The organism is Blattabacterium cuenoti (assembly GCF_014251595.1).
GTDB lineage: Bacteria > Bacteroidota > Bacteroidia > Flavobacteriales > Blattabacteriaceae > Blattabacterium > Blattabacterium cuenoti_Q.
This window is the reverse complement of record NZ_CP059192.1, coordinates 479,289-504,485: the sequence shown is the minus strand read 5'-3', so window position 1 is coordinate 504,485 and position 25,197 is coordinate 479,289. Positions and strand designations below refer to the sequence as shown.

Genomic DNA, 25,197 nt, shown 5'->3' with positions numbered 1-25,197 from the left:
AATTTCTAAACATTTAGAATTTTGATGATTAATATTAAAATGATTTAAAGAATTAATTTTTTTTTTTCTAATATAGATTTATGATTTTCTATATCAATAAAGTTTTTATTAAGTTCGTTAATGAAACGACTAGGTATATTCTTTTTTTTCTTTCCCCATATAAATCTATACTTTGTATAAGTAAGTACTACTTTTTTTTGGGCTCGAGTCAAAGCAACATAAAATAAACGACGTTCTTCCTCGATTTTAAACGGATCTTCTAAACTAGATTTGGATGGAAACAAATTTTCTTCTAATCCTGTAATAAACACAATGGAGAATTCTAATCCTTTAGATAAATGAATTGTCATTAATGAAATTTTGTTTTTTTCATTGTCTTTATGATGAATATTTTCATGTATTTCCATATAAAAACATTGAATGAACCCAGCTAAACTTGAATCCCCTTCATTTTTTAATTTTTTTTGATCTTGAACGTATTGAAATATATTATCAAGTATATATTGAAAATATTCGTTTTTATAATTTTTATAATTTTCTTTTAACAAAAAACTTACTACATTTTTTGCTATGATATATGCGTTTTCTTGTTCTAAACTAATACGCAGTTTTTCTATTGTCAAAAATAAATTGACGAATTTATTTTTCGTTTTATTATTTATTTTTAAATAACATTGATAATTTTCAATATTTTTAATTATTTCATAAACTTGGGCTTCTTTTTTTTTGGATAAATTCAATATGTTTTTCGTGATTTTGGGATTTAAATTTTTTATAATACGTAATAAAGATTCTTCATCATTTGAATTCACAATGATCCTAAGAAACGCCAAAACATCTCGAATTTCCTTTTTTTTTTCAAACGGTATGGATCCATATATATGATATGGAATATTTTTTTTTTTAAGAGAAGATTCTATAATATGTGATTGAACATTTGCTCTGTAAAGAATAGCAATATTTTCAAATTGAAAATTTGTTTTCTTTTTTATTGAAAGAATAGAAGAAGCGATATATTCTGCTTCTTCGAGTTCAGAAAAAGCACAATATATTTTTATTTTTTCTCCTTTTTCATTATTTGTCCATGTTTTTTTCAAAATTTGATTTTGATTAAAAGAAATGATACTATTAGAAGCTTGTACGATATAATTAGTGGAACGATAATTTTGTTCAAGACGAAAAATTTTAGCATTACTATAATCAACATTAAAATTTAATATATTTGAAATATTAGCTCCACGAAAAGCATAAATACTTTGAGCATCATCTCCTACTACAAAAAGATTTTTGTGTTTAGAAACCAAATTTTTTATAATAGTATATTGAGATAAATTTGTATCTTGAAATTCATCAATTAATATGTATTTAAATTGATTTTGATATTTTTCAAGTACCTTTGGATAATGAAAAAATAAATGATTAGTATAAAGCAATATATCATCAAAATCTAAAGCATTTGCTTGAAAACAACGCTTTATATAAGATTCATATATTTTAGTAAAAAGTTCTAATTTTTTATTTTCTAATTTTTGTTTATCACATAATAAATAATATAAATTATTTTTATATTCAGAAATTTTTCTTCTTATTTCTTTATAATTAAAAAATACATCTACATTTTCTAATATTTTTTTGATTACATTTTCTGAATCTTTATGATCATAAATGGTATAATTTGACTTAAACCCTAGATAATGGGATTCTTTTCTTAAAATACTAGAAAATATGGAATGAAAAGTTCCCAATGTGATTTGATTCAAATTGTTGGGATTGATCATCATGTTAGAAATACGACTTTTCATTTCTTTAGCAGCTTTTTTGGTAAAAGTCAAAGCCAATATATTAAAAGGAGATATTCCCTTATTTTGAATCATGTGAACAATACGGTGTGTAATAACACGAGTTTTTCCAGATCCTGCTCCAGCAATAACTAAAATAGGAACATTAAAGGTTTCTATGATTTTATGTTGATCTTTATTTAGATAATTCATGGTGTTTATTCATTAAATTTTTCCATTTTTTTTTATAGTATTCGTAAAAAATATTTTTTTTATTATTAAAAAAATTAGGATTTTTATGAAAAAAATTTTTAGCAATCGGGAAAACTTCTTTTATCAATTTATAATCTCTGATCAGATTTACAATACAAAAATAATTTTTTCCACTTTGTTTTGTTCCTATTAAGTCTCCACCACCACGTAATTTTAAATCTTCTTTAGCTATTTCTAATCCTTTATTTGTTTCACACATTTTTTTGATTCTAAAAAAACCTTCTACACTAATTTTATGATCAGTGACAAGAATACAATAACTTTGATGAATTCCTCTTCCTACTCTTCCCCTCAATTGATGTAATTGAGACAATCCGAAAAAATTTGCATTTTCTATTAAAATAACGGACGCATTAGGAACGTTCACTCCTACTTCTATAACTGTAGTTGCTATTAAAATTTTAGTTTCTCCACATAAAAATCGATTAATTTGTATATTTTTTTCTTGAAAATTCATTTCACCATGTAAAATTCCAATCTTTTTTTCTAAATTTTTAAACTTTTCTCTAATTTCTTGATATCCTTTCATTAAATTTTTATACTTTAAAGAAGTATTAATTGTGGGATATATAATATAAATTTGTCTTCCCTTTGAAATTTGTTCTTTCACTATTTTAAAAGCTTGATCTCGATTTTTGTTAAAAAAATGAATAGTTTTAATAGGTTTTCTTCCTAAAGGCAATTCTTTTATAATAGAAATATTCAAATCATGGTAAATAATTTTTGCTAAAGTTCTAGGAATTGGAGTAGCTGTCATAATGAGTATATGAGGAGCTTTATTATCTTTTTTACAAATTTTTTCTCTTTGCTCTACTCCGAAACGTTGTTCTTCATCTATGATTGCTAATCCAAGATTTTTGAATTTAACTTTTTCTTGAATTAAAGAATGGGTTCCTATTACAATAGAAATTTGTCCCTTTAATATTTCATGATATAAAGATTTTCGAATAGAATCAGAAATAGAACTTGTTAATAAGGCGATTTTAATTCCAATTGTTGAAACCATTTTCTTGATAGAAGAATAATGTTGTATAGCTAAAACTTCAGTAGGAGCCATTAAACAAGATTGAAATCCGTTATCTAAAGCTACAAGCATTGACAATATAGCTATAATAGTTTTACCACACCCCACCTCTCCTTGTAATAATCTATTCATTTGAGTGTTTTTTTTTAAATCAATCCATATCTCTTTAAACACTTTTTTTTGTTCTGTTGTTAGAGTAAAAGGTATAAAATATTTGTAAAAATTATGAAAATTCTTACCTAATTTTGTAAAAGGATAACTGTATACGATTTCTTTTTCTTTTTTAGATAAAAAAAATAGTTTTAATAAAAATAACTCTTCAAATTTTAAAGAATATTGTGCTTGTAATAAAAAATCTAAAGATTTTGGAAAATGAATTTGAATTAAAGCTTTTTTTCTTGACATTAATTTTTTATTCATAAAATCTTGAAAAAAAAATTCACTAATATCATTTTTTAATTCCTTTATAAGATTTTGTAACAAACTGATCATAAAAAAATTATTAATTCCTTTTTTTATCAAGTTTTTAGGAATAGAATATACAGGAAATATAGAATGATTTTCTATTGAATCATTAAATTCTTTAATATTGGGATGAATGATTTGAAGTTTATCTTGAAAATAATTTATTTTTCCATAAACGATTACTCTAATATTTTCTGTTATATTTTTTTTTATAAAATTATTTTTTTGAAACCAAACTAATTCAATCAAACCTGTTCTATCTTCCAAAGAAGCGACTAACATTTTTCCTTTTTTATTTTTATAGTTGATTTCTTCAATCTTATGAATTTTTCCTATTATTTTGACAAAATCATTATGATTATGATTTGATAATTCTGATATTTTTTTTGTAGATAAATATGTATACTTTTTAGGATAAAAAAAAAGTAAATCTTCGTATGTATAAAGGTTTAATTCATGATTAAATAAATCAGCTTTTCTTAAACTCAATCCTTTTAAATATTTTATAGATTTATTTAGAATATTGCAGGACATAAAATAAATTGTAATCCATTATATATCAAAAAATACTTAATTTTGTTGATTTTAAAGGACATTTAGCTCAGTAGGTTTAGAGCACTATTTTGACAGAATAGAGGTCATCGGTTCAAATCCGATAATGTCCACAAAAATTATTTATTCAATTTTATGATCTTAATTACCACTATTAGAGAAGGAGAATCAATTGAAAAAGCTTTAAAAAAGTGTAAAAAAAAATTTGATAAAACTCGTATTCTAAAAGAGTTTCGAGAAAAACAACAATATATAAAACCTTCTGAAGGAAGAAGAAATGAAATATTGAGAGCAAAATATATAGAACGTATGAAATTGAAGAAAGAAGAATAGATTTTTATTTTATGATAAATAAAATAACCCAAATTTATGGTTTGATAGGAAAAAATATTGAATATTCTTTTTCGAGAAAATTTTTTTTAAAAAAATTTAAAAAAGAATTTATTTTCAATGTTGATTATGAAATTTTTGATATTCCTAAAATCGAAAATGTATCGTTAATCTTTCAAAATCCTTATCTAAAAGGATGTAATGTAACTATTCCTTACAAAAAGAGTATAATTTCTTTTTTAACTAAAATTACGTCTGAAGCAAAATCTATAGGATCTGTAAATGTGATAAAAATTAATGATCAATGCATAACTGGTTTTAACACAGATGTTTTAGGTTTTGAATGTTCTTTTAAAAAAGGGTTAATCCAATTTCATAATAAAAAAAATTTAAAAGCTCTAATTTTAGGAACTGGAGGTGTTTCTAAAACAGTTTCATTTGTTTTAAAAAAATTAGAAATTTCATATCAATATGTTTCTAGAAACAAAAATAAAGGTTTTTTAGTTTATGAAGATATAAATAAAAATTTATTGAAAGAATATAAAATTATTATCAATTGTACTCCTATAGGAACATATCCTAATATAAATTCATGTCCATATTTACCTTATCAACACGTATCTTATGAACATTATTTTTATGATATGGTTTATAATCCTAATAAGACCTTGTTTTTGAAAAATGCAGAAAAAAAAGGAGCTTTAATAAAAAATGGATTAGAAATGTTATATCTTCAAGCAGAAGAATCTTGGAAGATATGGAAAATATAATATGAAATATAAAGAAATTTTTATGAAAAGAGCTATACAACTAGCTAAAAACGGATTAGGACTTACATCTCCAAACCCTATGGTTGGATGTGTTATAGAAAAAAATGGAATTGTTTTGTCAGAAGGATGGCATTACAAAAAAAAAATGTATCATGCTGAATTTTTAGCTATTAATAATATAAAAAATAAATATTTATTTTTTGATTGTACTTTATATGTTACATTGGAACCATGTGTCCATTTTGGAGAAACTCCTCCTTGTGTCGATTTGATTATTAAAAAAAATATACCAAGAGTAGTAGTGGGAATACAAGATCCTTGTCATAAAGTCAAAGGATTAGGAATAAAAAAATTAAAAAAATATGGGATTGAAGTTATAGAAAATGTTTTGATAGATCAATGTAGAATTTTGAATAAACGTTTTTTTACTTTTTATGAAAAAAAACGTCCTTATATCATATTAAAATGGGCACAAAGTGATGATGGTTTTATATCTTCATATACTAAAAAAAATCATTGGATTAGTGGAATATATGCTAGGCAGCTAAATCATAAATGGAGATCTGAGGAGGATGGAATTTTAGTAGGAAGGAAAACTGTATTAAATGACAATCCAAGACTAAACGTAAGAAAATGGTTTGGAAAAAATCCTATTAGAATTTTTATTGATCAAAAACTGAGTATTTCTAATTCTTCTTTTATTTTGGATGGATCTCAACATACTATTGTATTTACAGGAATCAATAGAGAAAATAAAAAAAATATAGAGTATATTCAAATTTCTTTTGAAAAAAAAATAATCAATCAGATATTAAATTTTTTGTATAAAAAGAAAATATTATCTTTAATAGTGGAAGGAGGAAAAAAAACTTTGGAAAATTTTATAAAAGAAAATGTTTGGGATGAATGTCGTATTTTTATATGCAATGTTTTGTTAAAAAATGGATTAAAGGGACCTAAAATAACAAGAGGAATTAAATCTCATAAAAAGAATTTAGATGAAGATCAACTCATTATTTATCAATTCAAAAATTGAATTGTATCAATTTCATCTGAATAGTCTTCTAATTTTGGATATTGTGTCTGTCCAAAATAAATTTCTTTTTCTAAAAAGTTTTTAGATACTATGCATTGTATGTGTTCTTTTTTTTCCAAAATTATTTTTTTTAATTGATTAATATTCTTTTTATTATAAAATTCATAATAAACAACAGATATTGGGCTGTAATCATTTTTTTCTTTTTTGAAAATAACAAAATGATTTTTTTGAAAAAAAACTTTGTTCATAGTATAGATAGATAGATAATATTTATAATTATCTATATACTTATAATTTTTTGTAACATATTCATATACAGATGATTTTTTCAATATTAAATGAATATCATAATTATGAGGAATAAATATTTTTCCCACATTTCGACATCCTCTTCCTGAATAAGTTAATATATCACGATTTAAATAAATTAATTCTTTTTCTGTTTCATTTCCTTGTAAGACAGCAATAGAGGTTCTACTTTTTCTGAGTAACATAGGGTATATCTTAAAATAATATTCAAAATAACGAGCTGTATTATGATTTCCAGTCGCTATTACATAATCAAATTTTTCACAAAAAATGTTATTTGTAAATTTGATTTTATTTTTTAATATGGGGTTTTCATGTATTATGATTTTGCACAAAAATGGAAGTAATAGATTATCTTCTTTTGATAGTTTAATTATTATTTTATGTCCTGATAAAATAACACATAAAAAATCATGAAAACCTACCATTGGAATGTTTCCAGGCATAATAACAAGAATTTTTTTTATATTTTTTTTTTTCAATTTATATTGACTCATCCAATATTCTAGTTTTTCTTTCTTAAGATTTTTTCCCCATTGATCAAAAGTTATTAATAAATCTTCGATTCTAAACCAATCGTTCGTAATAGTTATTTTTTTAATAAGATCTTGAAAAGGAGGAAAAAATTCTTTATAATCTTGAGAAAAAGATTTTTTATGTGTATAAAAATTATTAACTTCTCTTAAAAAAGATCCTAAACGGTCAAAAGTTTTAATCATTATTAAAATTTTTTCAAATTAAATGTCCATAAAAATTACAGAAAAATGTATAAATTGTGGGGCTTGTGAACCCGAATGTCCTAATCAAGCTATTTATGAGGGAGGAAAAAAATGGAGAATGTCAGATGGAACTTCTTTGATAAAAAACAAAACGTTGGATCCAACTATATTTCAAGAACCTAAAAAAAAAGACATATATTTTATCGTTCATGAAAAATGTACAGAATGTGTAGGTTTTTATGATCAACCACAATGTGTTATAATTTGTCCAGTTCAATGTTGTGTTCCGGATCCAAAACATTATGAAAATATAGAGGAACTTATGAAAAAAAAAATTCTTTTACATGAAAATTCATGTAATTCATAGTGAATTTTAATTCAAAAAACAATAAACCTAATAATAATGCAAAATACCAATTTTGATTGGAATTTTTTATTAAAAGATGAATATCATAAACCCTATTTTATAAAATTATTAAAAACTCTTAAAATTGAGTATCATCATTTTATTTGTTTTCCTAAACAAGAAAATATATTTTCTTGTTTGAAATATTGTTCTTTTCAAAAATTAAAAGTAGTTATCTTAGGACAAGATCCTTATTACAAGGATCATCAAGCTGATGGTCTTTGTTTTTCAGTTTCTGATGGTATTCCTTTTCCTCCTTCATTAAAAAATATTTTTATAGAAGTAAATCATTCTTTAAATTTAGAAAAAAAATTTCCTTATAGTGGATCTTTAATTCATTGGGCAAAACAAGGAGTGTTATTACTTAATTCAATATTAACAGTCAGAAAAGGAGTTCCTATGTCTCATAAAAATATAGGATGGGAATTCTTTACAGATCAAATAATACGAACGGTTTCTAATCGAAAACAAAATATTGTTTTTCTTTTATGGGGTAAATATGCTCAAAAAAAAATATCTTTGATTAACTTTCTTCATAATCATTATGTTTTACAAACTTCACATCCATCCCCTTTTTCTGCTCATATGGGTTTTTTGGGTTCTAAACATTTTAAAAAAACAAACGATTTCTTAAAAAGAATAGGAAAAAAAACTATTTTTTGGCATTAAAAATGTGTGATTACATGTGTATAGAGCGTTTTTCGAAGTTCAATAAAGCGGCTTCTTTAAATGCTTCACTGAAGGTAGGATGAGGATGACATATTCTATATATGTCTTCTGAAGAAGATCTGAATTCCATAGCAATAGATGCTTCCATAATCATATCTGCAGCATGATCCGAAATTATATGAACACCTAATATTTCATCTGTTTTTTTGTGAGAAATCATTTTTAAAAATCCATTCGTATAACCACTAGCACGAGCTCTTCCTAGCATTTTCATAGGAAAAATTCCTATATTATATTCTATTTTATCTTTTTTGATTTCATGTTCTGATCGACCTACACTTGCTATTTCAGGAAAAGTATAAATTATAGATGGAATTAAATCATAATTTAATTTATTTGGTTTTTGTCCTGTTATGTGTTCTACTACATATAATCCTTCTTCTTCAGCCTTATGTGCTAACATTTTTCCTCCAATCACATCTCCTATTGCATATATATTTTTTACAGATGTTTGTAAATCATCATCTACAACTATAAATCCTTCTTTATTTATTTTAATATTTATATTTTCTAAACCTATATTTTTCGTATACGGTTTTCTTCCTATTGACAATAAACAATAATTTCCTGTGAATTTAATTTTTTTTTCATGATTGGAATATTTTCCAATAACAGATATTTCTTCATTGTTTTCTTTAAAAACATTACAAATAGATAAAGAGGTTTCTATTTGAATAGAAGATTTTTCTAATATTTTTCGTATTTCTTGACTTAAAGAGTCATCCATATTTGATATAATTCGATCCATGGTTTCTATAATAATAATTTTGCTCCCCAATCTATTAAAAATAGAACCTAATTCTAATCCGATTATCCCTCCTCCAATTATGATTAATTTTTTTGGAATTTCTTTTAAATTAATAGCTTCTGTGGAAGAAATAATTCTATTTTTTAGAGAAAAATTTAAGTGGGGGAAGCATAAAGGTTTAGATCCTGTGGATATTATACAGTATTTGAATTTTATTTTTTCTTTTTCTTGTAACGATTCTTTATCTTTTATGTTTATGGACAGAATATTTTGAGTTTTAAATGAACCTATTCCTTGATATAAATCAATTTTATTTTTTTTCATTAAATATTTGATTCCATTATTTATATTTTTAACTACTTCATTTTTTCTATCCATCATTTTTTTGAAATCAAAAAATAGTTTTTCAAAAAAAATTCCATGTGAAGAATAATCATTTTTAGCTAACGAAAAATATTTAGAAGAATCTAAAAGAGATTTAGAAGGAATACAGCCCACATTTAAACATGTTCCGCCTAATTTTTGATATTTTTCTATAATAGCCGTACGAAGTCCTAGTTGACTTGCTCTGATAGCGGATATATATCCTCCTGGACCAGATCCAATAACAATAAGATCATATATATTCATCACAAAAATATTTTATATTTATATTTTATATTCAAAGTTACATAGATTAAAATTTAAAATAAATAATTACATATTTAATATATATGCAAAAATAAGGGGAGCAACTATAGTTGCATCTGATTCAATGATAAATTTTGGAGTATCTTTATCAAGTTTCCCCCAAGTAATTTTTTCGTTGGGAATAGCTCCAGAATAAGATCCATAACTCGTTGTTGAATCAGAAATTTGACAGAAATAAGACCAAAATGGAGTCGGATAAAATCCAATATCTTGAGATAACATAGGGACGACACAAATAGGGAAATCCCCTGATATTCCACCTCCAATTTGAAAAAAACCTATTTTATGTTTGATAGATTCTTTTTGATACCATTTGGCTAAAAAAATCATATATTCAATTCCGTTTTTTACAAGAAAAGGTTGAAATATTTTTTTCATACAATATGAGGAAAAAATATTTCCCATTGTACTATCTTCCCATCCTGGAACTATTATAGGTATATTTTTTTTTGCAGCAGCTAATACCCAACTATCTTCCGAATCCATATCATAATAGGGTTTTAAAATATTTTCTAATAATAATTGATAAATATATTCATGAGGAAAATAACGCTCTGATTTTTCTTTGGCTCTTGTCCATACTTTTAATATATGCTTTTGTAATTCTTTAAATGCTTGTTCTTCTGGAATACAAGTATCTGTTACTCTATAATAACCTTTTTTTAAGAATTTTTTTTCCTCATCAGGAGTTAAATCTCTATAGTTGAGTATCTTTTTGTAATAAGAATGAGCGATTAAATTCAATATATCTTCTTCTAAATTAGCTCCTGTACAAGAAATAATATGAACTTGATTTTTTCGTATCATTTCAGATAAAATTTTACCTAGTTCTGCAGTGCTCATTGCTCCTGCTATTGTGATCATCATTTTTCCATTATTTTGAATGTGATATTTATATGCTTTAGCTGCTTCTGATAAAGTCAAAGCATTAAAATGAAGAAAGTATTTTTTGATAAAAGAAGTAATAGGAGAGTCTTTCATAATTTTATTATTTTATTATCTAGCTATTTGTACTGCTCGAGTTTCTCTAATCACTGTTACTTTAATTTGACCAGGATAAGTCATTTCGTTTTTTATTTTTTCTGTGATGTCACAAGATAATTGAAAAGCTTTTTTATCATCAATTTTATCACTTTCAACTAAAACACGTAATTCTCTTCCTGCTTGTATAGCAAAAGCCTTTTTAACTCCATCAAAACTAAAGGCAATGTCTTCCAAATTTTTTAATCTTTTTGAATACGATTCAAATGAATTTCTTCTTACACCAGGACGAGCTCCACTAATAGAATCGGAAACTTGTATAATAGGAGATATTAATACTTTCATTTCTATTTCATCATGATGTGCTCCTATTGCATTACAAACTTCTATATTTTCTCCATATTTTTCAGCCCATTGCATTCCTAAAATGGCATGAGGTAGTTCAGATTCGTTTTCTGGAACTTTTCCTATATCATGTAACAAACCCGCACGTTTGGCCAATTTTGAATTTAATCCCAATTCAGAAGCCAATATTCCTGATAAATGGGCGACTTCACGAGAGTGTTGTAGAAGATTTTGCCCATAAGAAGAACGATATTTCATTCTTCCTACCATTCTGATTAATTCAGGATGTATTCCATGAATTCCTAAATCTATCATGTTTTTCTTTCCTACTTCTATTATTTCTTCTTCAATTTGTTTCTCCGTTTTTGCTACTATTTCTTCGATTCTAGCTGGATGTATACGACCATCTATAACTAATTTATGAAGAGCTAATCTAGCTATTTCTCTTCGTATAGGATTAAAACAAGATAAAAGAATAGCCTCTGGTGTATCGTCTACAATAATTTCTACTCCTGTTGCTTTTTCTAAAGCTCTAATATTTCTTCCTTCTCGTCCAATTATCCGACCTTTAATATCATCTGATTCTATGTTAAAAACGGATACAGCATTTTCAACTGCTTCTTCTGTTCCAATTCTTTGAAGCGCTTGAATTACAATTTTTTTTGCCTCTATTTTTGCCGTTAATTGTGATTCTTCTATAATATTTTGTATGTGAGTTTGTGCTTTTACTTTCGCTTCTCCTTTTAGAATTTCAATTAATTCATTTTTAGCTTCTTCAGAAGAGTAATTAGATATTTTTTCAAGTAATTCTACTTGTTGAATATGCATATTTTTAAATTCTTCTTGTTTTTTTTTAAGAATTTTATATTTTTTTTCATAATCATGTATTTGTGCTTCTAAACGATTATTTTTTCTGAAATAAATTTCTATTTCTTTAGACAATCTATTCTCTTTTTCTCTTGTTTTATTTTCTATATCAATTATTTTTTTTTCTCTTAAAAAAACATCTTTTTCATGTTTCGATTTAAGTTCGATAAACTTTTCTTTTGCTTGAAGCATTTTATTTTTTTTTATGGATTCTCCTTCTTTTTCTGCATTTTTTATAATTTTCCTTGCTTTAAAATTAGCTTTATCTAACAATTGAATATATTTTTTTAATATAGTTTTTTTTCCAAAAAAATAACATGTAATAATTCCAATCAAAAACCCCATTAGGACCGAAAATCCAACATTTATTTTCATACTCACTCAATTTAAATAAAAATAAAATAGACATTTTAATAACATTATTAAAACAACAAATGTTTAATAAAAACTATAAAGTTTTTTATAATGAATACTATAAAATATTTTCATCGAATCCCAATACAATCACGAATAAATATACAAAATTAAAGATGAGATTTTATTGATATTTTATATTAAAAATATTTAAAAAAAACGGAATTTTAATAGATTATATATTTGTATGTCAAACTTTTGTCAAACTTTCAATTATATTCGATTATAAATGAAACGAGTTTATTTAGATAATGCAGCTTCCACTCCTATAAGAAATGAAGTTGTTAAAGTCATGTTAAATACATTAAAATATTCATTAGGAAATCCTTCTTCTGTGCAACATAGTTATGGAAGAGAAGCTCGTTCAATTTTGGAGGAATCTAGAGTTTGTATCGCAAAAAAGATTAATGCATTTCCTTCTGAAATTATTTTTACTTCAGGAGGAACCGAGGCTAACAATCTTGTATTAAGATCTTCAGTATTAAGTTTAGATATTAAACATATTATAACTTCAGAATTAGAACATCCATCGGTATTACAAACTATTTTAGATTTATCTACTCAATATAAAATATCTGTAGATTTTATTTTGATTAATGAAAAAGGAATATTAGATTTTAATGATATGGAAAAAATATTGAAAAAAAATATATATAAAAAAACACTTGTGAGTTTAATGTATGCCAATAATGAAATTGGAAATTTGTTAGAAGTAGATCAGGTCATTTTTTTATGTCAAAAATATAATGCTTATTTTCATTCAGATACCATACAAATTATAGGAAATTTTCCTATTGATATGGAAAAATTATCTTTTGATTTTGCTACTGCAAGTGCACATAAATTTTATGGTCCAAAAGGAATAGGTTTTGTTTTTATAAGAAAAAATATTTTAAGGAAAATGAAATCCTTTATAACTGGTGGAGTTCAAGAATATGGAATTCGTTCAGGTACAGAAAATATACCTGGAATTGCTGGATTATCTGAGGCTTTACGACTATCTTATATCAATTTTTCTAATCATATAAAAAAAATGAAAAGTTTAAAGTTTTACTGTATTTCAGAATTGAAAAAAATAATTCCCAATATTATTTTTAATGGATTATCATCTCATATTGATAAAAGTATTCCTTCTATATTAAATTTTTTATATCCTACAAAAAAAGATCATTTATTATATTTTCATTTGGATTTAATGGGAGTTTCTGTTTCTCAAGGAAGTTCTTGTAACAGTCATACTACAAAAAAATCTCATGTAATTCAATCTATAATAAAAGATAAATATTTATTAAATCAAACAATGCCTATTAGAATTTCTTTTGGAATTTTTAATGAAAAAAAAGATATAGATACGCTTGTAAAAGCCCTTCAAAAAATTAGAAAATAGAGTAATTTTATTTTTCAAATATCTTATTTATATTTACTAAAATCAATATGTAAAATACAGTGAATCATTGCAATTTTTTTCAATCCTCTATTGGAAAAAAAGTGGTCATGGCTACTACAGGAATTTTTTTAATGATTTTTTTATTGTTGCATTTAAGTGTGAATTTATTTCTCTTCTCAGGAGAAACAGCTTTTAATGAAGCTGTTTATTTTATGAGAAAAAACATATTTATTCGAATGATGGAATATGTTCTTGCTATAGGATTCATTATACATATTTTATTAGGAATAAAGTTACATTTAGTAAATAAGAAAATAAAAGGAGAAGTTGATTATGCGATAAATTATTATTTTTCGACTTCATTTAGTAGTCGTACAATGGTATATACAGGAATTTTAATTTTATGTTTTTTAATTTTACATATTATTAATTTTATGATTCCCATGAAATATTCAAAAACCCGTCATTTAATATCTGATTATAATATAGTTGTTTCTTTGTTTAAAAATCCTTTTTATACATTTATATATGTGTTTTCATTTTTAATTTTGGGTATTCATTTAAATCATGGATTTAAATCTTCTTTTCAATCTTTAGGTTTATATAATCAGAAAAAATTGGCTTGGATACGAAGATTTGGTTATTTATATTTGTGGATTATTTGTTCTGGATTTTCTATTATTGCGGTTTGGTTTTTTTTTAATTAATATTTTTGATGGAAAATACCCTTAAGTTCAATTCGAAAATTCCAGTAAGTTCATTAACTCATAAATGGGAAGATCACAAATCTACACTGAAATTGGTGGCCCCTAATAATAGATATAACATAGAAATTATTGTTGTTGGAACAGGACTAGCTGGAGGGGCGGCTGCTGCTTCTTTGTCAGAATTAGGATATAAAGTGAAGGCTTTTTGTTATCAAGATTCTCCAAGAAGAGCACATTCTGTGGCGGCTCAAGGTGGAATCAATGCTTCTAAAAATTATAAAGGAGATAACGATTCAGTTTATCAACTATTTTATGATACAATTAAAGGAGGAGATTATAGATCTAGAGAAGCCAATGTTTATCGTTTATCCCAAATATCTTCTAACATTATAGATCAATGTGTAGCCCAAGGTGTTCCATTTGCTCGTGATTATGCTGGATATTTGGATACTAGATCTTTTGGAGGGACAAAAGTTTCTAGAACTTTTTATGCTAAGGGTCAAACAGGACAACAACTCCTATTAGCGTGTTATTCTTCTATGTCTAGACAAATAGGAAAAGGAAGAATTAAAATGTATAACCGTCATGAGATGTTAGATTTAGTTATTGTAGATGGAATAGCTAAAGGCATTATTGCAAGAAATCTTGTTTCCGGAGAAATAGAAAGGCATTCCGCACATGCTATAGTTATTGCTTCAGGAGGATATGGAAATGTATTTTTTTTATCGACCAATGCAATGGGTTCTAATGCAAGTGCTATATGGAAGGTACATAAAAAAGGTGGATTATTTGCTAACCCATGTTATACTCAAATACACCCTACTTGTATTCCTGTTCATGGAAATTATCAATCTAAATTAACATTAATGTCTGAATCATTAAGAAATGATGGAAGAATATGGGTTCCCAAAAAATTAGAAGATGCTGTTTATATACGGAATGGAACTAAAAAACCTGAAGATATAATTGAAAATAATAGAGATTATTATCTTGAAAGACGATATCCTTCATTTGGAAATCTTGTTCCAAGAGATGTTGCATCTAGAGCCGCTAAAGAACGTTGTGATAAAGGGTTTGGAATAGAAAATAATGATAACAAAGAAGGGGTCTTTTTAGATTTTAGTTTTTCTATAGAAAAATATGGAGAAGAAAAAGCTAATGAACTTGGAATAAAACAGCCTAATTTTTTGGATAAAAAAAAATTAGGAAAAAAAATAATGGAATCTAAATATGGAAATTTATTTCATATGTATGAAAAAATTACCAATGAAAATCCTTATAATACTCCTATGAAAATTTATCCAGCAGTACATTATACAATGGGAGGTTTATGGGTAGATTATAATTTAATGTCTTCTATTCCTGGATGTTATGTCATAGGAGAGGCTAATTTTTCTGATCATGGAGCAAATCGACTGGGAGCTTCTGCATTAATGCAGGGATTATCAGATGGTTATTTTATTTTACCATATACTATAGCAGATTATTTATCTGAACATTTGACAGAAAAAATATCAACAAAACATATAGCTTTTCAATTATCGGAAATAAATGTTAAAAATAGAATTCAAAAGCTTATTCAGAATAACGGAAATATGTCCGTTGATTTTTTTCATAAAAAACTTGGAAATATCATGTGGAAGTATGTAGGAATGAGTAGAAATCATATAGGGTTATGCAAAGCTATAAAATATATACAAGAACTTAGAGATGAATTTTGGAAAAATGTATTTGTTCCTGGAAATATTGATGATGGATTAAATTCTGAATTAGAAAAAGCTGGACGTGTTTCCGATTTTTTAGAATTAGGGGAATTAATGGCTATGGATGCTTTAAATAGAAAAGAATCTTGTGGAAGTCATTTTCGTGAAGAATATCAGACAAAAGAAGGAGAAGCTATGAGAGATGACATTCATTATAAATATGTTTCTGTATGGGAATACAAAAAAAATAAACCCATAAGTGATGAAATTATGCATAAAGAAGATTTGAATTTTTCTTTTGTTAAATTACAGTCTCGTTCTTATAAATAATAATATATAATATTTTTGTTATGAATTTTAAGTTGAAAATATGGAGACAAAAAAACAGAGAAGAAAAAGGTTATTTTGAAACTTATAAAATAGACAATATATCTCCTAATAGTTCCTTTTTAGAAATGTTAGATCTTTTAAATAATCAAATCATATGTAATAAGAAACAAGATTCATCTCCTATATCATTTGACCATGACTGTCGTGAGGGGATTTGTGGTATGTGTTCATTATATATTAATGGAAGAGCTCATGGTCCTGATAATTTAATTACCACTTGTCAACTTCATATGCGTCATTTTCATGATGGAGAATCGATATATGTAGAGCCTTGGAGGGCTAAGCCTTTTCCTATCATTAAAGATCTTATCGTAGATAGATCTTCTTTTGATAGAATTATTATGTCAGGTGGATACATTTCCGTAAGTACATTTGGAAAAACAATAGATGGAAATATGATTCCAATTTCAAAAGATCAAGCAGATAAAGCTTTTGATGCGGCTACATGTATTGGTTGTGGGGCATGCGTCGCTGCATGTAAAAATAGATCGGCTATGTTATTTGTTTCAGCAAAAATTTCACAATTTGCTTTATTACCTCAAGGTAAAATAGAAAGAAAAAAAAGAGTTTTAAACATGATTAATAAAATGGATGAAGAAGGATTTGGAACCTGTACTAATACTAAAGCATGTGAAGTTGAATGTCCTAAAGGTATATCTACAGAATATATTTCCTTTATGAATCGTGAATATATACAATCCTTTATTACTTAATTATATTTTTTTTTGAATATGGAATATTTAGATTTTGAAAAACCCATACAAGAAATTCAGGATCAATATATGAACTGTATATTAATAGAAAAAAAAACAGGGATTAACATGAAAGAAGTTTGTAATCAATTGAAATTCAAATTGGAAGAAACCATTAAAAAATTGCACAGTAATTTAACTCCTTGGCAAAGAGTACAATTGTCTAGACATCCCAATAGACCTTATACTTTGGATTACATAAATTACATAACAAAAAAAGATTCTTTTATGGAATTACATGGAGATCGTCATTTTGGTGATGATAAAGCTATCGTAGGTGGTTTTGGAAAAATAGAAGATCATAGTTTTATGCTAATTGGAACTCAAAAAGGAAGAAATACTAAGGATAGACAGTATAGAAGATTTGGGATGCCTAATCCAGAAGGATATAGAAAAGCTTTACGTCTTATGAAATTAGCAGAAAAATTTGAAAAACCTGTTGTTACTTTTATTGATACACCAGGGGCTTTTCCTGGAATTGAAGCAGAAACAAGAGGTCAAGGAGAAGCTATAGGAAAAAATATTTATGAAATGATGTGTTTAAAAGTTCCTATTATTGTTTTGATTATAGGAGAGGGAGCTAGTGGAGGAGCTTTAGGAATCGGAATAGGAGATAAGGTTTCAATGATGGAAAATTCTTGGTTTTCTGTTATTTCTCCTGAGAGTTGTTCTACAATACTTTGGGGGAATCGTGATAATAAAGAAAAATCAGCAGAAGCATTAAAATTAACAGCAGAAAATATGCATAAATTAAATCTTATAGATAATGTTATTAAAGAACCTTTAGGAGGTGCACATTTTTTTCCTGAAAAAGCTTATAAACTTGTAAAAAAACAAATTATTAAACATTATAAACAATTATCTGGATTTAATATAGAATTATTGATTCAAAAAAGAAAAAATAAGTATATTTCTATTGGTTTTTTTGATGAATAAATTTTTGTGATTATATCTAAATTAATATTATCTTATTTATTCTATTCACTTCACTTCGTGAAATAATATTTATTAAAAATGATTGGTAAACAGGAAGAAACAAATAAATATCGTTTTGATTCCATGACAAAAAAAATAAAAATACCTCCTCAAGCATTGGATTTAGAAGAAGCTATCATAGGAGCTATTATGATTGATAAAAAAGGATTAGATGAAGTGATTGATATACTTTTTCCAGAAATTTTTTATAAAAAAGAACATCAAGAAATATTTATTGCAATACAAAAACTATATCATGATTCAAAACCAATAGATTTATATACCGTTTTAAATGAACTTCGAAGAATTGGAAAATTGGAATCAATAGGGGGAGAATTATATTTGATTGGATTAACACAAAAAGTTATCTCTTCTGCACATATAGAGTATCATAGTCGTATCATAGTACAGAAATTTATTTTAAGGAAATTAATTAGTATATCTTCTAATCTCATTCAAAAATGTTATGATGAAAGTACAGATGTTTTTGATCTTTTAGATCATGCAGAATCAAAGCTTTTTGAGATTAATCAAAAATATTTAATAACAAAAAAATTTGAAACTACTCAATGTCTTATACAAAAAGCTATTGAAAAAATAAAAAAAACAGAAAAAGAAGGGTTGAGTGGAATTTCTTCCGGATTTCATAAATTAGATAATATTACTTCTGGATGGCAAAATTCTGACTTAATTATCTTAGCTTCAAGACCAGGAATGGGGAAAACAACTTTTATGTTATCTATGGTAAAAAACATAGTAGTTAATCAAAAAATTCCAATCATCATTTTTTCATTAGAAATGTCTTCAATTCAATTAATTACAAAGTTGATTTCGTCAGAAACAGGTATATCTTCAGATAAAATTAAAAGAGCAAATTTATCTCAATTAGATTGGGAACATTTGTTACATAAAACAAAAAATTTGAAAAATGTTCCTTTATTTATAGATGATACTCCATCTTTATCTATATTTAGTTTACGTGCAAAATGTCGTCGTTTAATATCTAAACATGGAATTAAATTGATATTTATAGATTATATGCAATTAATGGGAATTACTGATCATAATTTTAGACTACAAAATAGAGAACAAGAAATATCCGTTATTTCTAGAAGTTTAAAATCTATAGCAAAGGAACTTGATATACCAATCATAGCTTTATCTCAATTATCTAGAGCTGTTGAAACAAGAGGAGGAAGTAAAAGACCTATACTGTCTGATTTACGAGAATCGGGAGCTATCGAACAAGATGCAGATATAGTTTTGTTTATTTATAGGCCTGAATATTATGGATTTAAAATTTGGGATTCGGATGAAGATAATGATTCTTGCATAGGTCAAGCAGAAATTATAATCGCTAAACATAGAAACGGAGGATTAGATAAATTTCGTTTAAAATTTATAAGTGATCAAGCTAAATTTTTAAATTTAGAAGACAAGAAACAAACTTCATTAGTTTGGGAAGAAGATTACAAAAAAAATGTTATCGATCAAGAAAATTTTTTTATCTCTCCTGAGGATTTTAAAAATGATCCATTATCAGAATCTAGTAATGAAAATGAAATAGATTTCAATAATGAAAATTATTTATCTGAATAATTAAAAATAAAATTGAATTTTGAATGGTTTTTTTCTAAAAAAACAATTTGGGAAGATTATAGAAAAAATCAAACTCTTAGAATAATAGTTCTCATAACACAAACAACAATAATTTTTGGTTTGATTATATCTTTTTTAACTTTTTCTATAGGATTCGGTTTTAAAGAAATCATAAAAAATAAACTATTAAATATTAGAGGACAAATTATTATACATAAAAATGATTTAAAAGCAAGTTCTTCTTTTTTTTCTATAAAAAAAAAGAAATTTTTTAAATATAATTTAGTTAAAAAAATTTACGGAATTGCTGAAAATAATGTGATCATTTCTACAAATCATAAAATAAGTCAATACATATTTAAAGGGATATATGAGGATTATAATCCTGTTTTTTTTCAATATTTCTTAATCAAGAAAAATTTTTTAAATAAAGATTTATCGTGTCATAAAAATATTTTTTTATCTAAAAAAGCATCCTTATCTCTAGGATTAAGTGTTGGATCAAATATTAAAATAGATTTTATTTTTTTTAATAAAAAAGGAAATCCTATTATTTTTTCTAAAAAATTTATAGTTTCTGGTTTATATGAAACTGGAATAGCAGAATTTGATGATGTATATATTATTGGAAATATAAAATCTATTCAACAAATTTTCGGACGGAATAAAGATTTTGTAGAAAAATTTGAAATTTTTGTTTCTTATGAGAATATAAAGAAAAAAATTTTTAAAAAAATACCTGAAGAATTTATAGTAAAAACCATTCAAAATAACCATGATATTATCAAATGGATCAACATATTCGATACAAATATTATTGTTATCAGTTTTATCATTTTGGTATCTGTAACTATTAATATGATTGTATTTGTTTTAATACTTCTTTTAGAAAGAATTAGAACTATAGGTATTTTAAAAATTTTAGGAGCTAGAAATCAGGTTATACATAAAATATTTTTATTTTATATGATACAAATATTATTCCCTTCTTTACTAATAGGAAATAGTGTTGGAATCACTTTATTAGCATTACAAAAAAAATTTCATTTAATATCATTAAATAAAATACAATATTTTGTTGATTTTGTGCCTATTTATATAAATATATATCATATTATCATGATTAATTTGTCTATAATTTTTATTTGTTTTATTACAATATTTTTTCCTTCTTTATTTGTTATAAACAAAACTACACCTATAAAAATTGTAGAATTTGAATAAATCAAAAAAATTTAATTTTTGTATTTTTGTTTGTAATAAAAAATTCAATTATTTTTGACACTTGTAAAATCTTCATCTGGAATAAGAGGAACATTGGGGGGGAAAGTAGGAAATGGGTTTTCTCCCATAGATATAATTCAGTTTTCTGCAGGATATGTTTCCTGGATGAAACGAAAATATAAAAATAAAAAGAAATTTTTTATAATCTTAGGAAGAGATGGTAGAATCTCTTCTCTTTTATTTCAAGAATTTTTAATAATTACTTTTCAAACTTTAGGAGTAAATGTTGTAAATATTGGTTTATCTACAACTCCTACTGTTGGAATAGCTGTCATGAATGAAAAAGCTGATGGTGGAGTTATGTTAACGGCAAGTCATAATCCTAAAAATTGGAATGGATTAAAAATGTTTAATTCTTATGGAGAATTTTTATCTGAAGAAGATTTTAAAAAATTGTTTTATATAGTAGAAAAAAAATATTTCAATTTTTCGTCATATAAAAAATTAGGTAGTCTTTTTTACAAAAAAAATTATATTCATAAACATATAGAAAAAATTCTTTCATTACCTATTATAGATAAAAATATCATTAAAAATTCTAAATTAAAAATTGTAGTGGATGGAATTAATTCAACAGGAGGAATAGCTGTCCCTATTTTATTAAAATATTTAGGAGTTAATGTCATCAAAATGTATTGTAATCCTCATGGTGATTTTGTGCATAATCCAGAACCTATTGAAAAAAACTTAAAGGAAATCTGTAAAAAAGTACCGGATATAAAAGCAAATTTGGGGATTTCTGTAGATCCTGATGTAGATCGTGTAGTATTTATTTGCGAAAATGGAGAATTTTTTGGAGAAGAATATACTTTGGTGTCCATTGCAGATTATATATTAGAAAATCAATTGGGACCTATTGTTTCAACCTTGTCTTCTTCTCATGCATTAAAAGATCTTTCTATTAAAAAAGGAGTTCCTTATTATTCTACTCCTGTTGGAGAAATACATGTTGTAAAAAAAATGAAAGAAGTTCATGCCGTTATTGGGGGAGAAGGAAATGGAGGAATAATTTATCCTAATTTTCGTTATGGAAGAGATGCATTGATCGGAATTGCATTATTTCTAACTCAAATCGCTAAATTGAATAATATTCCATTATCTAAATTAAAAAAAAGATATTCCAATTATTTTATGTCAAAAAAGAAAATTCGATTTTCTTCTCATGAACAAATTAAAATATTGTTAAAAACAATAAAAAAGAAATATCAAGGAAAAAAAATGGATTTTAATGATGGAATTAAAATTTATTTGAAACATAATGAATGGATACATATCCGAAAATCGAATACCGAAAATATTATTAGAATACATACAGAAAGTTCTTCAAAAAAAAGAGCAAATTTTTTATCTAAAAATATCATATGTGAAATAAAAAACATTTCATTTTAATAAAATTAAATTATGTTTCAAAAAAAATATACAGAAGATAAATTTTTATCTAAAAATGATTTTCCTTCGTTTCATTCGGGCGATACGATTACTGTTTTTTTCGAAATTAAAGAAGGAGAAAAAACAAGAATTCAATCTTTTAAAGGGGTTGTTATAAAAAAACAAGGAAAAGGTTTAACAAAAACATTTACTATTCGTAAAATAAGTGCAGGAATAGGAATAGAACGTATATTTATATTCAATCAACCTAATATACGTAAAATAGAAATAAATAAAAAAGGGAAAGTTCGAAGATCGAAAATTTATTATTTTAGAGCTTTGAAAGGTAAAAAAGCAAGGATTAAAGCTGAAAAGTGAAAAAAGTGTTGTACACTTTTTTCACTTTTTCTTCTTTTCCCTTTTATATTTTTATTTATTATTCTTATCGTTTTCCTCAGTTGTTATTTTTTCTTTTTCGGATGGACTATTGTTATTTTCCTCATTATTGTTATTTTTTGAGGGATCCTCACTAGTTGTAGGAGGAGTATTTGTGCTAGTAGAATCTGTTTGATTTTCATTATTATTAGCTGTTTTTTCCTCTTCTGTTGTAGTAGAGTTACTTTCATTTTTATTTTTGTTGTTACAACTAATAGTAAACAAAAACATTGCTAATAAGATGGTCGTGACTGTAATTCTTAATTTTTTCATCATAATCGATAGTATTTCAGTTATTACATATTCTGGGCAAATTTATATAAAAATTTGGAATGAAAAAATATATCATTATTTGTATTTTTATAAAAGACGAGCATAACTAGATTTTATTTTTCTCTTTGATTTGAAAATAAGAATATTATGTGTTTATAAACCATAATATATGCAAAATTATATATTTTAAAATAAAAATTATGTCTTTAAATAAAAAGATTTTAAAAGAAGCTCTTACTTTTGATGATGTATTGCTTGTCCCTTCTTATTCTTCGATTCTTCCATCAGAAGTTTCTCTTAAAACTTCTCTTACACTTGATATTACTATGAATATTCCGATATTAAGTGCCGCTATGGATACAGTAACAGAATCTTCTTTAGCTATCTCTATAGCTAGAGAAGGGGGAATAGGGATTATTCATAAAAATATGAATATAGAAAATCAATCAGAAGAGGTTTATAGAGTTAAAAGAAGTGAAAGTGGAATGATAGATGATCCTATTACTCTTTCTAGAAATTCAACATTAAGATACGCTCAATATCTTATGAAAAAATTTAAAATTTCGGGATTACCTGTCATAGAAAAAGATCATTCATTAGTAGGAATTATTACCAGAAGAGATATAAAATATCGTACCGATTTAGATTCTTTAGTTGAGGAAGTGATGACGAAAGAAAAGTTAGTGACATCTAAAAAAAATATCACTTTAGAAAAAGCAAAAAGTATTTTATTAAAAAGAAGAATAGAAAAATTACCTATTATAGATGATTATAATAAATTAGTGGGATTAATCACAATTAGAGATATTGATAATTTGATTAAACACCCTAATGCTTGTAAAGATTCTAAAGGTCGTTTACGTGTAGGTGCCGCTGTTGGAATCGATAAAAAAACTTTAGAACGAGTAGATGCTCTAGTCAAAGTGGGAGCAGATATTATAGCTATAGATTCAGCGCATGGTCATTCTTCTAGAATATTAAATACAATAAAATTAATTAGGCATTCTTTTCCGAAGATAACATTGTTAACAGGAAATATAGTGACGATGAAGGGAGCTAAAGATTTGATTGATGCAGGTACTTCTGTTTTAAAGGTAGGAATTGGATCAGGATCCATTTGCACAACAAGAGTTATAGCTGGAGTAGGAATGCCACAAATTACGGCTATTAATGATGTATATGAATATGCTAAAAAAAGAAATATTAGTATTATTTCTGATGGAGGAATCAGATATTCAGGAGATGTGGTAAAAGCTATTGCTGCTGGAGCTAGTTCGGTTATGATTGGAAGTTTGTTTGCTGGTACAGATGAAGCTCCGGGAGAAGAGGTTATTTTTCAGGGAAGAAAGTTTAAAACTTATGTAGGAATGGGATCATTAATAGCTATGAAAAGAGGAAGTGGAGATCGTTATTTTCAATTTAACGAAAAATCTGTTCCAGAAGGAATTGAAGCTATTGTTCCTTATAAAGGAAAAATAAAAGATGTTATTTATCAAATTTGTGGAGGTTTACGTTCTGGAATGGGGTATTGTGGAGTTTCTTCTATTACGGAGCTTATGAGGACTGCTAAATTTGTAAGAATTACAAATTCAGGATTAAAAGAAAATCATCCACATAGTGTAAACATTACTAAAGAATCACCTAATTATTTTAATTATAGCCAGTGAAAAATATACCCGGAACGGGAGTTGAACCCGTACGATCACAATGATCACAGGATTTTAAGTCCTGTGTGTCTACCAATTCCACCATCCGGGCATTTAATTAAAAAGCGAGAAACGGGAATTGAACCCGCGGCCCCAACCTTGGCAAGGTTGTGCTCTACCAACTGAGCTATTCTCGCATTTTTATACTAACTAATTTAAATACACTTTTATATATGTAG

The 25,197-nt window shown here is 25.6% G+C and carries 22 protein-coding genes and 3 tRNA genes; 16 read left to right on the top strand and 9 right to left on the bottom strand.

Annotated elements, in window-relative coordinates:
• Positions 1–44 precede the first annotated feature (44 nt).
• Both H0H66_RS02475 and recG read right to left on the bottom strand, forming a co-directional pair.
• Positions 45–1,991 (bottom strand): ATP-dependent helicase, encoded by a 1,947-nt coding sequence (locus tag H0H66_RS02475; protein WP_238785046.1) that lies wholly within the window; start codon positions 1,989–1,991, stop codon positions 45–47.
• Complete coding sequence (gene recG / locus H0H66_RS02470) at positions 1,975–4,074, bottom strand: ATP-dependent DNA helicase RecG (RefSeq protein WP_185857856.1); 2,100 nt, start codon at positions 4,072–4,074, stop codon at positions 1,975–1,977. Before recG ends, H0H66_RS02475 begins: the two co-directional genes overlap by 17 nt.
• A gap of 56 nt (positions 4,075–4,130) precedes the next feature.
• Between recG and H0H66_RS02465 the strand changes: the two genes are divergently transcribed.
• The 4 genes from H0H66_RS02465 to ribD all read left to right on the top strand — a co-directional run bounded on the left by H0H66_RS02465 (position 4,131) and on the right by ribD (position 6,228).
• Positions 4,131–4,205 (top strand) — tRNA-Val (locus tag H0H66_RS02465).
• A 22-nt stretch (positions 4,206–4,227) separates the two neighbouring features.
• On the top strand, positions 4,228–4,425 hold the full coding sequence (gene rpsU, locus H0H66_RS02460; RefSeq protein ID WP_185857855.1) for a 30S ribosomal protein S21: 198 nt from the start codon (positions 4,228–4,230) through the stop codon (positions 4,423–4,425).
• 11 nt (positions 4,426–4,436) lie between these two features.
• On the top strand, positions 4,437–5,192 hold the full coding sequence (locus tag H0H66_RS02455; RefSeq protein WP_185857854.1) for a shikimate dehydrogenase family protein: 756 nt from the start codon (positions 4,437–4,439) through the stop codon (positions 5,190–5,192).
• A 1-nt stretch (position 5,193) separates the two neighbouring features.
• The gene (gene ribD / locus H0H66_RS02450; RefSeq protein ID WP_185857853.1) at positions 5,194–6,228 is read left to right on the top strand and encodes a bifunctional diaminohydroxyphosphoribosylaminopyrimidine deaminase/5-amino-6-(5-phosphoribosylamino)uracil reductase RibD; all 1,035 of its coding nucleotides are present in this window, start codon (positions 5,194–5,196) and stop codon (positions 6,226–6,228) included.
• Here the strand turns inward: ribD and H0H66_RS02445 are convergent.
• A complete protein-coding gene (locus H0H66_RS02445) occupies positions 6,213–7,259 on the bottom strand; it encodes an acyl-CoA reductase (RefSeq protein ID WP_185857852.1) in 1,047 nt (348 codons plus the stop codon). The two genes, ribD and H0H66_RS02445, sit on opposite strands and share 16 nt — an antisense overlap.
• A gap of 22 nt (positions 7,260–7,281) precedes the next feature.
• On the opposite strand from H0H66_RS02445, the gene H0H66_RS02440 reads away from it, so the two are divergent.
• Both H0H66_RS02440 and H0H66_RS02435 read left to right on the top strand, forming a co-directional pair.
• Entirely contained in the window at positions 7,282–7,626 is a 345-nt protein-coding gene (locus H0H66_RS02440; protein WP_185857851.1) for a 4Fe-4S binding protein, read from the top strand.
• Positions 7,627–7,662: 36 nt separating this feature from the next.
• A complete protein-coding gene (locus H0H66_RS02435; RefSeq protein WP_185857850.1) occupies positions 7,663–8,334 on the top strand; it encodes a uracil-DNA glycosylase in 672 nt (223 codons plus the stop codon).
• Between the two features lie 10 nt (positions 8,335–8,344).
• On the opposite strand, the gene lpdA is transcribed toward H0H66_RS02435, so the two are convergent.
• From lpdA to rny, 3 genes are all read right to left on the bottom strand, one after another.
• Entirely contained in the window at positions 8,345–9,772 is a 1,428-nt protein-coding gene (gene lpdA / locus H0H66_RS02430) for a dihydrolipoyl dehydrogenase (RefSeq protein WP_185858249.1), read from the bottom strand.
• A 66-nt stretch (positions 9,773–9,838) separates the two neighbouring features.
• Positions 9,839–10,813 carry a deoxyhypusine synthase family protein gene (locus tag H0H66_RS02425; RefSeq protein ID WP_185857849.1) on the bottom strand — a complete coding sequence of 325 codons (975 nt, stop codon included), beginning with the start codon at positions 10,811–10,813 and terminating at the stop codon, positions 9,839–9,841.
• Positions 10,814–10,828: 15 nt separating this feature from the next.
• Entirely contained in the window at positions 10,829–12,400 is a 1,572-nt protein-coding gene (gene rny / locus H0H66_RS02420) for a ribonuclease Y (RefSeq protein ID WP_185857848.1), read from the bottom strand.
• Between the two features lie 268 nt (positions 12,401–12,668).
• On the opposite strand from rny, the gene H0H66_RS02415 reads away from it, so the two are divergent.
• From H0H66_RS02415 to rplS, 9 genes are all read left to right on the top strand, one after another.
• Positions 12,669–13,826, top strand: a complete 1,158-nt coding sequence (locus H0H66_RS02415; RefSeq protein WP_185857847.1) for a cysteine desulfurase family protein — start codon at positions 12,669–12,671, stop codon at positions 13,824–13,826.
• Positions 13,827–13,885: 59 nt separating this feature from the next.
• The gene (locus H0H66_RS02410) at positions 13,886–14,533 is read left to right on the top strand and encodes a succinate dehydrogenase cytochrome b subunit (RefSeq protein ID WP_185857846.1); all 648 of its coding nucleotides are present in this window, start codon (positions 13,886–13,888) and stop codon (positions 14,531–14,533) included.
• 8 nt (positions 14,534–14,541) lie between these two features.
• A complete protein-coding gene (locus tag H0H66_RS02405) occupies positions 14,542–16,566 on the top strand; it encodes a fumarate reductase/succinate dehydrogenase flavoprotein subunit (RefSeq protein WP_185857845.1) in 2,025 nt (674 codons plus the stop codon).
• 20 nt (positions 16,567–16,586) lie between these two features.
• A complete protein-coding gene (locus H0H66_RS02400) occupies positions 16,587–17,339 on the top strand; it encodes a succinate dehydrogenase/fumarate reductase iron-sulfur subunit (protein ID WP_185857844.1) in 753 nt (250 codons plus the stop codon).
• 18 nt (positions 17,340–17,357) lie between these two features.
• Positions 17,358–18,314, top strand: coding sequence for an acetyl-CoA carboxylase carboxyltransferase subunit alpha (locus tag H0H66_RS02395; protein WP_185857843.1), 957 nt, complete (start codon positions 17,358–17,360; stop codon positions 18,312–18,314).
• A gap of 78 nt (positions 18,315–18,392) precedes the next feature.
• Entirely contained in the window at positions 18,393–19,952 is a 1,560-nt protein-coding gene (gene dnaB, locus H0H66_RS02390; RefSeq protein ID WP_185857842.1) for a replicative DNA helicase, read from the top strand.
• Positions 19,953–19,964: 12 nt separating this feature from the next.
• Positions 19,965–21,176: an ABC transporter permease gene (locus H0H66_RS02385; protein WP_185857841.1), complete on the top strand. Its 1,212-nt coding sequence runs from the start codon at positions 19,965–19,967 to the stop codon at positions 21,174–21,176.
• 54 nt (positions 21,177–21,230) lie between these two features.
• Positions 21,231–22,625, top strand: coding sequence for a phosphoglucosamine mutase (glmM, locus tag H0H66_RS02380; RefSeq protein ID WP_185857840.1), 1,395 nt, complete (start codon positions 21,231–21,233; stop codon positions 22,623–22,625).
• 12 nt (positions 22,626–22,637) lie between these two features.
• Positions 22,638–22,982 (top strand): 50S ribosomal protein L19, encoded by a 345-nt coding sequence (rplS, locus tag H0H66_RS02375; protein ID WP_185857839.1) that lies wholly within the window; start codon positions 22,638–22,640, stop codon positions 22,980–22,982.
• Between the two features lie 51 nt (positions 22,983–23,033).
• Here the strand turns inward: rplS and H0H66_RS02370 are convergent, their stop codons facing one another.
• Positions 23,034–23,315 (bottom strand): hypothetical protein, encoded by a 282-nt coding sequence (locus H0H66_RS02370; RefSeq protein WP_185857838.1) that lies wholly within the window; start codon positions 23,313–23,315, stop codon positions 23,034–23,036.
• A 197-nt stretch (positions 23,316–23,512) separates the two neighbouring features.
• Between H0H66_RS02370 and guaB the strand changes: the two genes are divergently transcribed.
• Positions 23,513–24,979, top strand: coding sequence for an IMP dehydrogenase (gene guaB / locus H0H66_RS02365; protein ID WP_185857837.1), 1,467 nt, complete (start codon positions 23,513–23,515; stop codon positions 24,977–24,979).
• A 6-nt stretch (positions 24,980–24,985) separates the two neighbouring features.
• On the opposite strand, the gene H0H66_RS02360 is transcribed toward guaB, so the two are convergent.
• Together H0H66_RS02360 and H0H66_RS02355 are read right to left on the bottom strand one after the other, a co-directional pair.
• Positions 24,986–25,070 (bottom strand) — tRNA-Leu (locus tag H0H66_RS02360).
• A 12-nt stretch (positions 25,071–25,082) separates the two neighbouring features.
• Positions 25,083–25,155, bottom strand: a tRNA-Gly gene (locus H0H66_RS02355).
• Positions 25,156–25,197 lie beyond the last annotated feature (42 nt).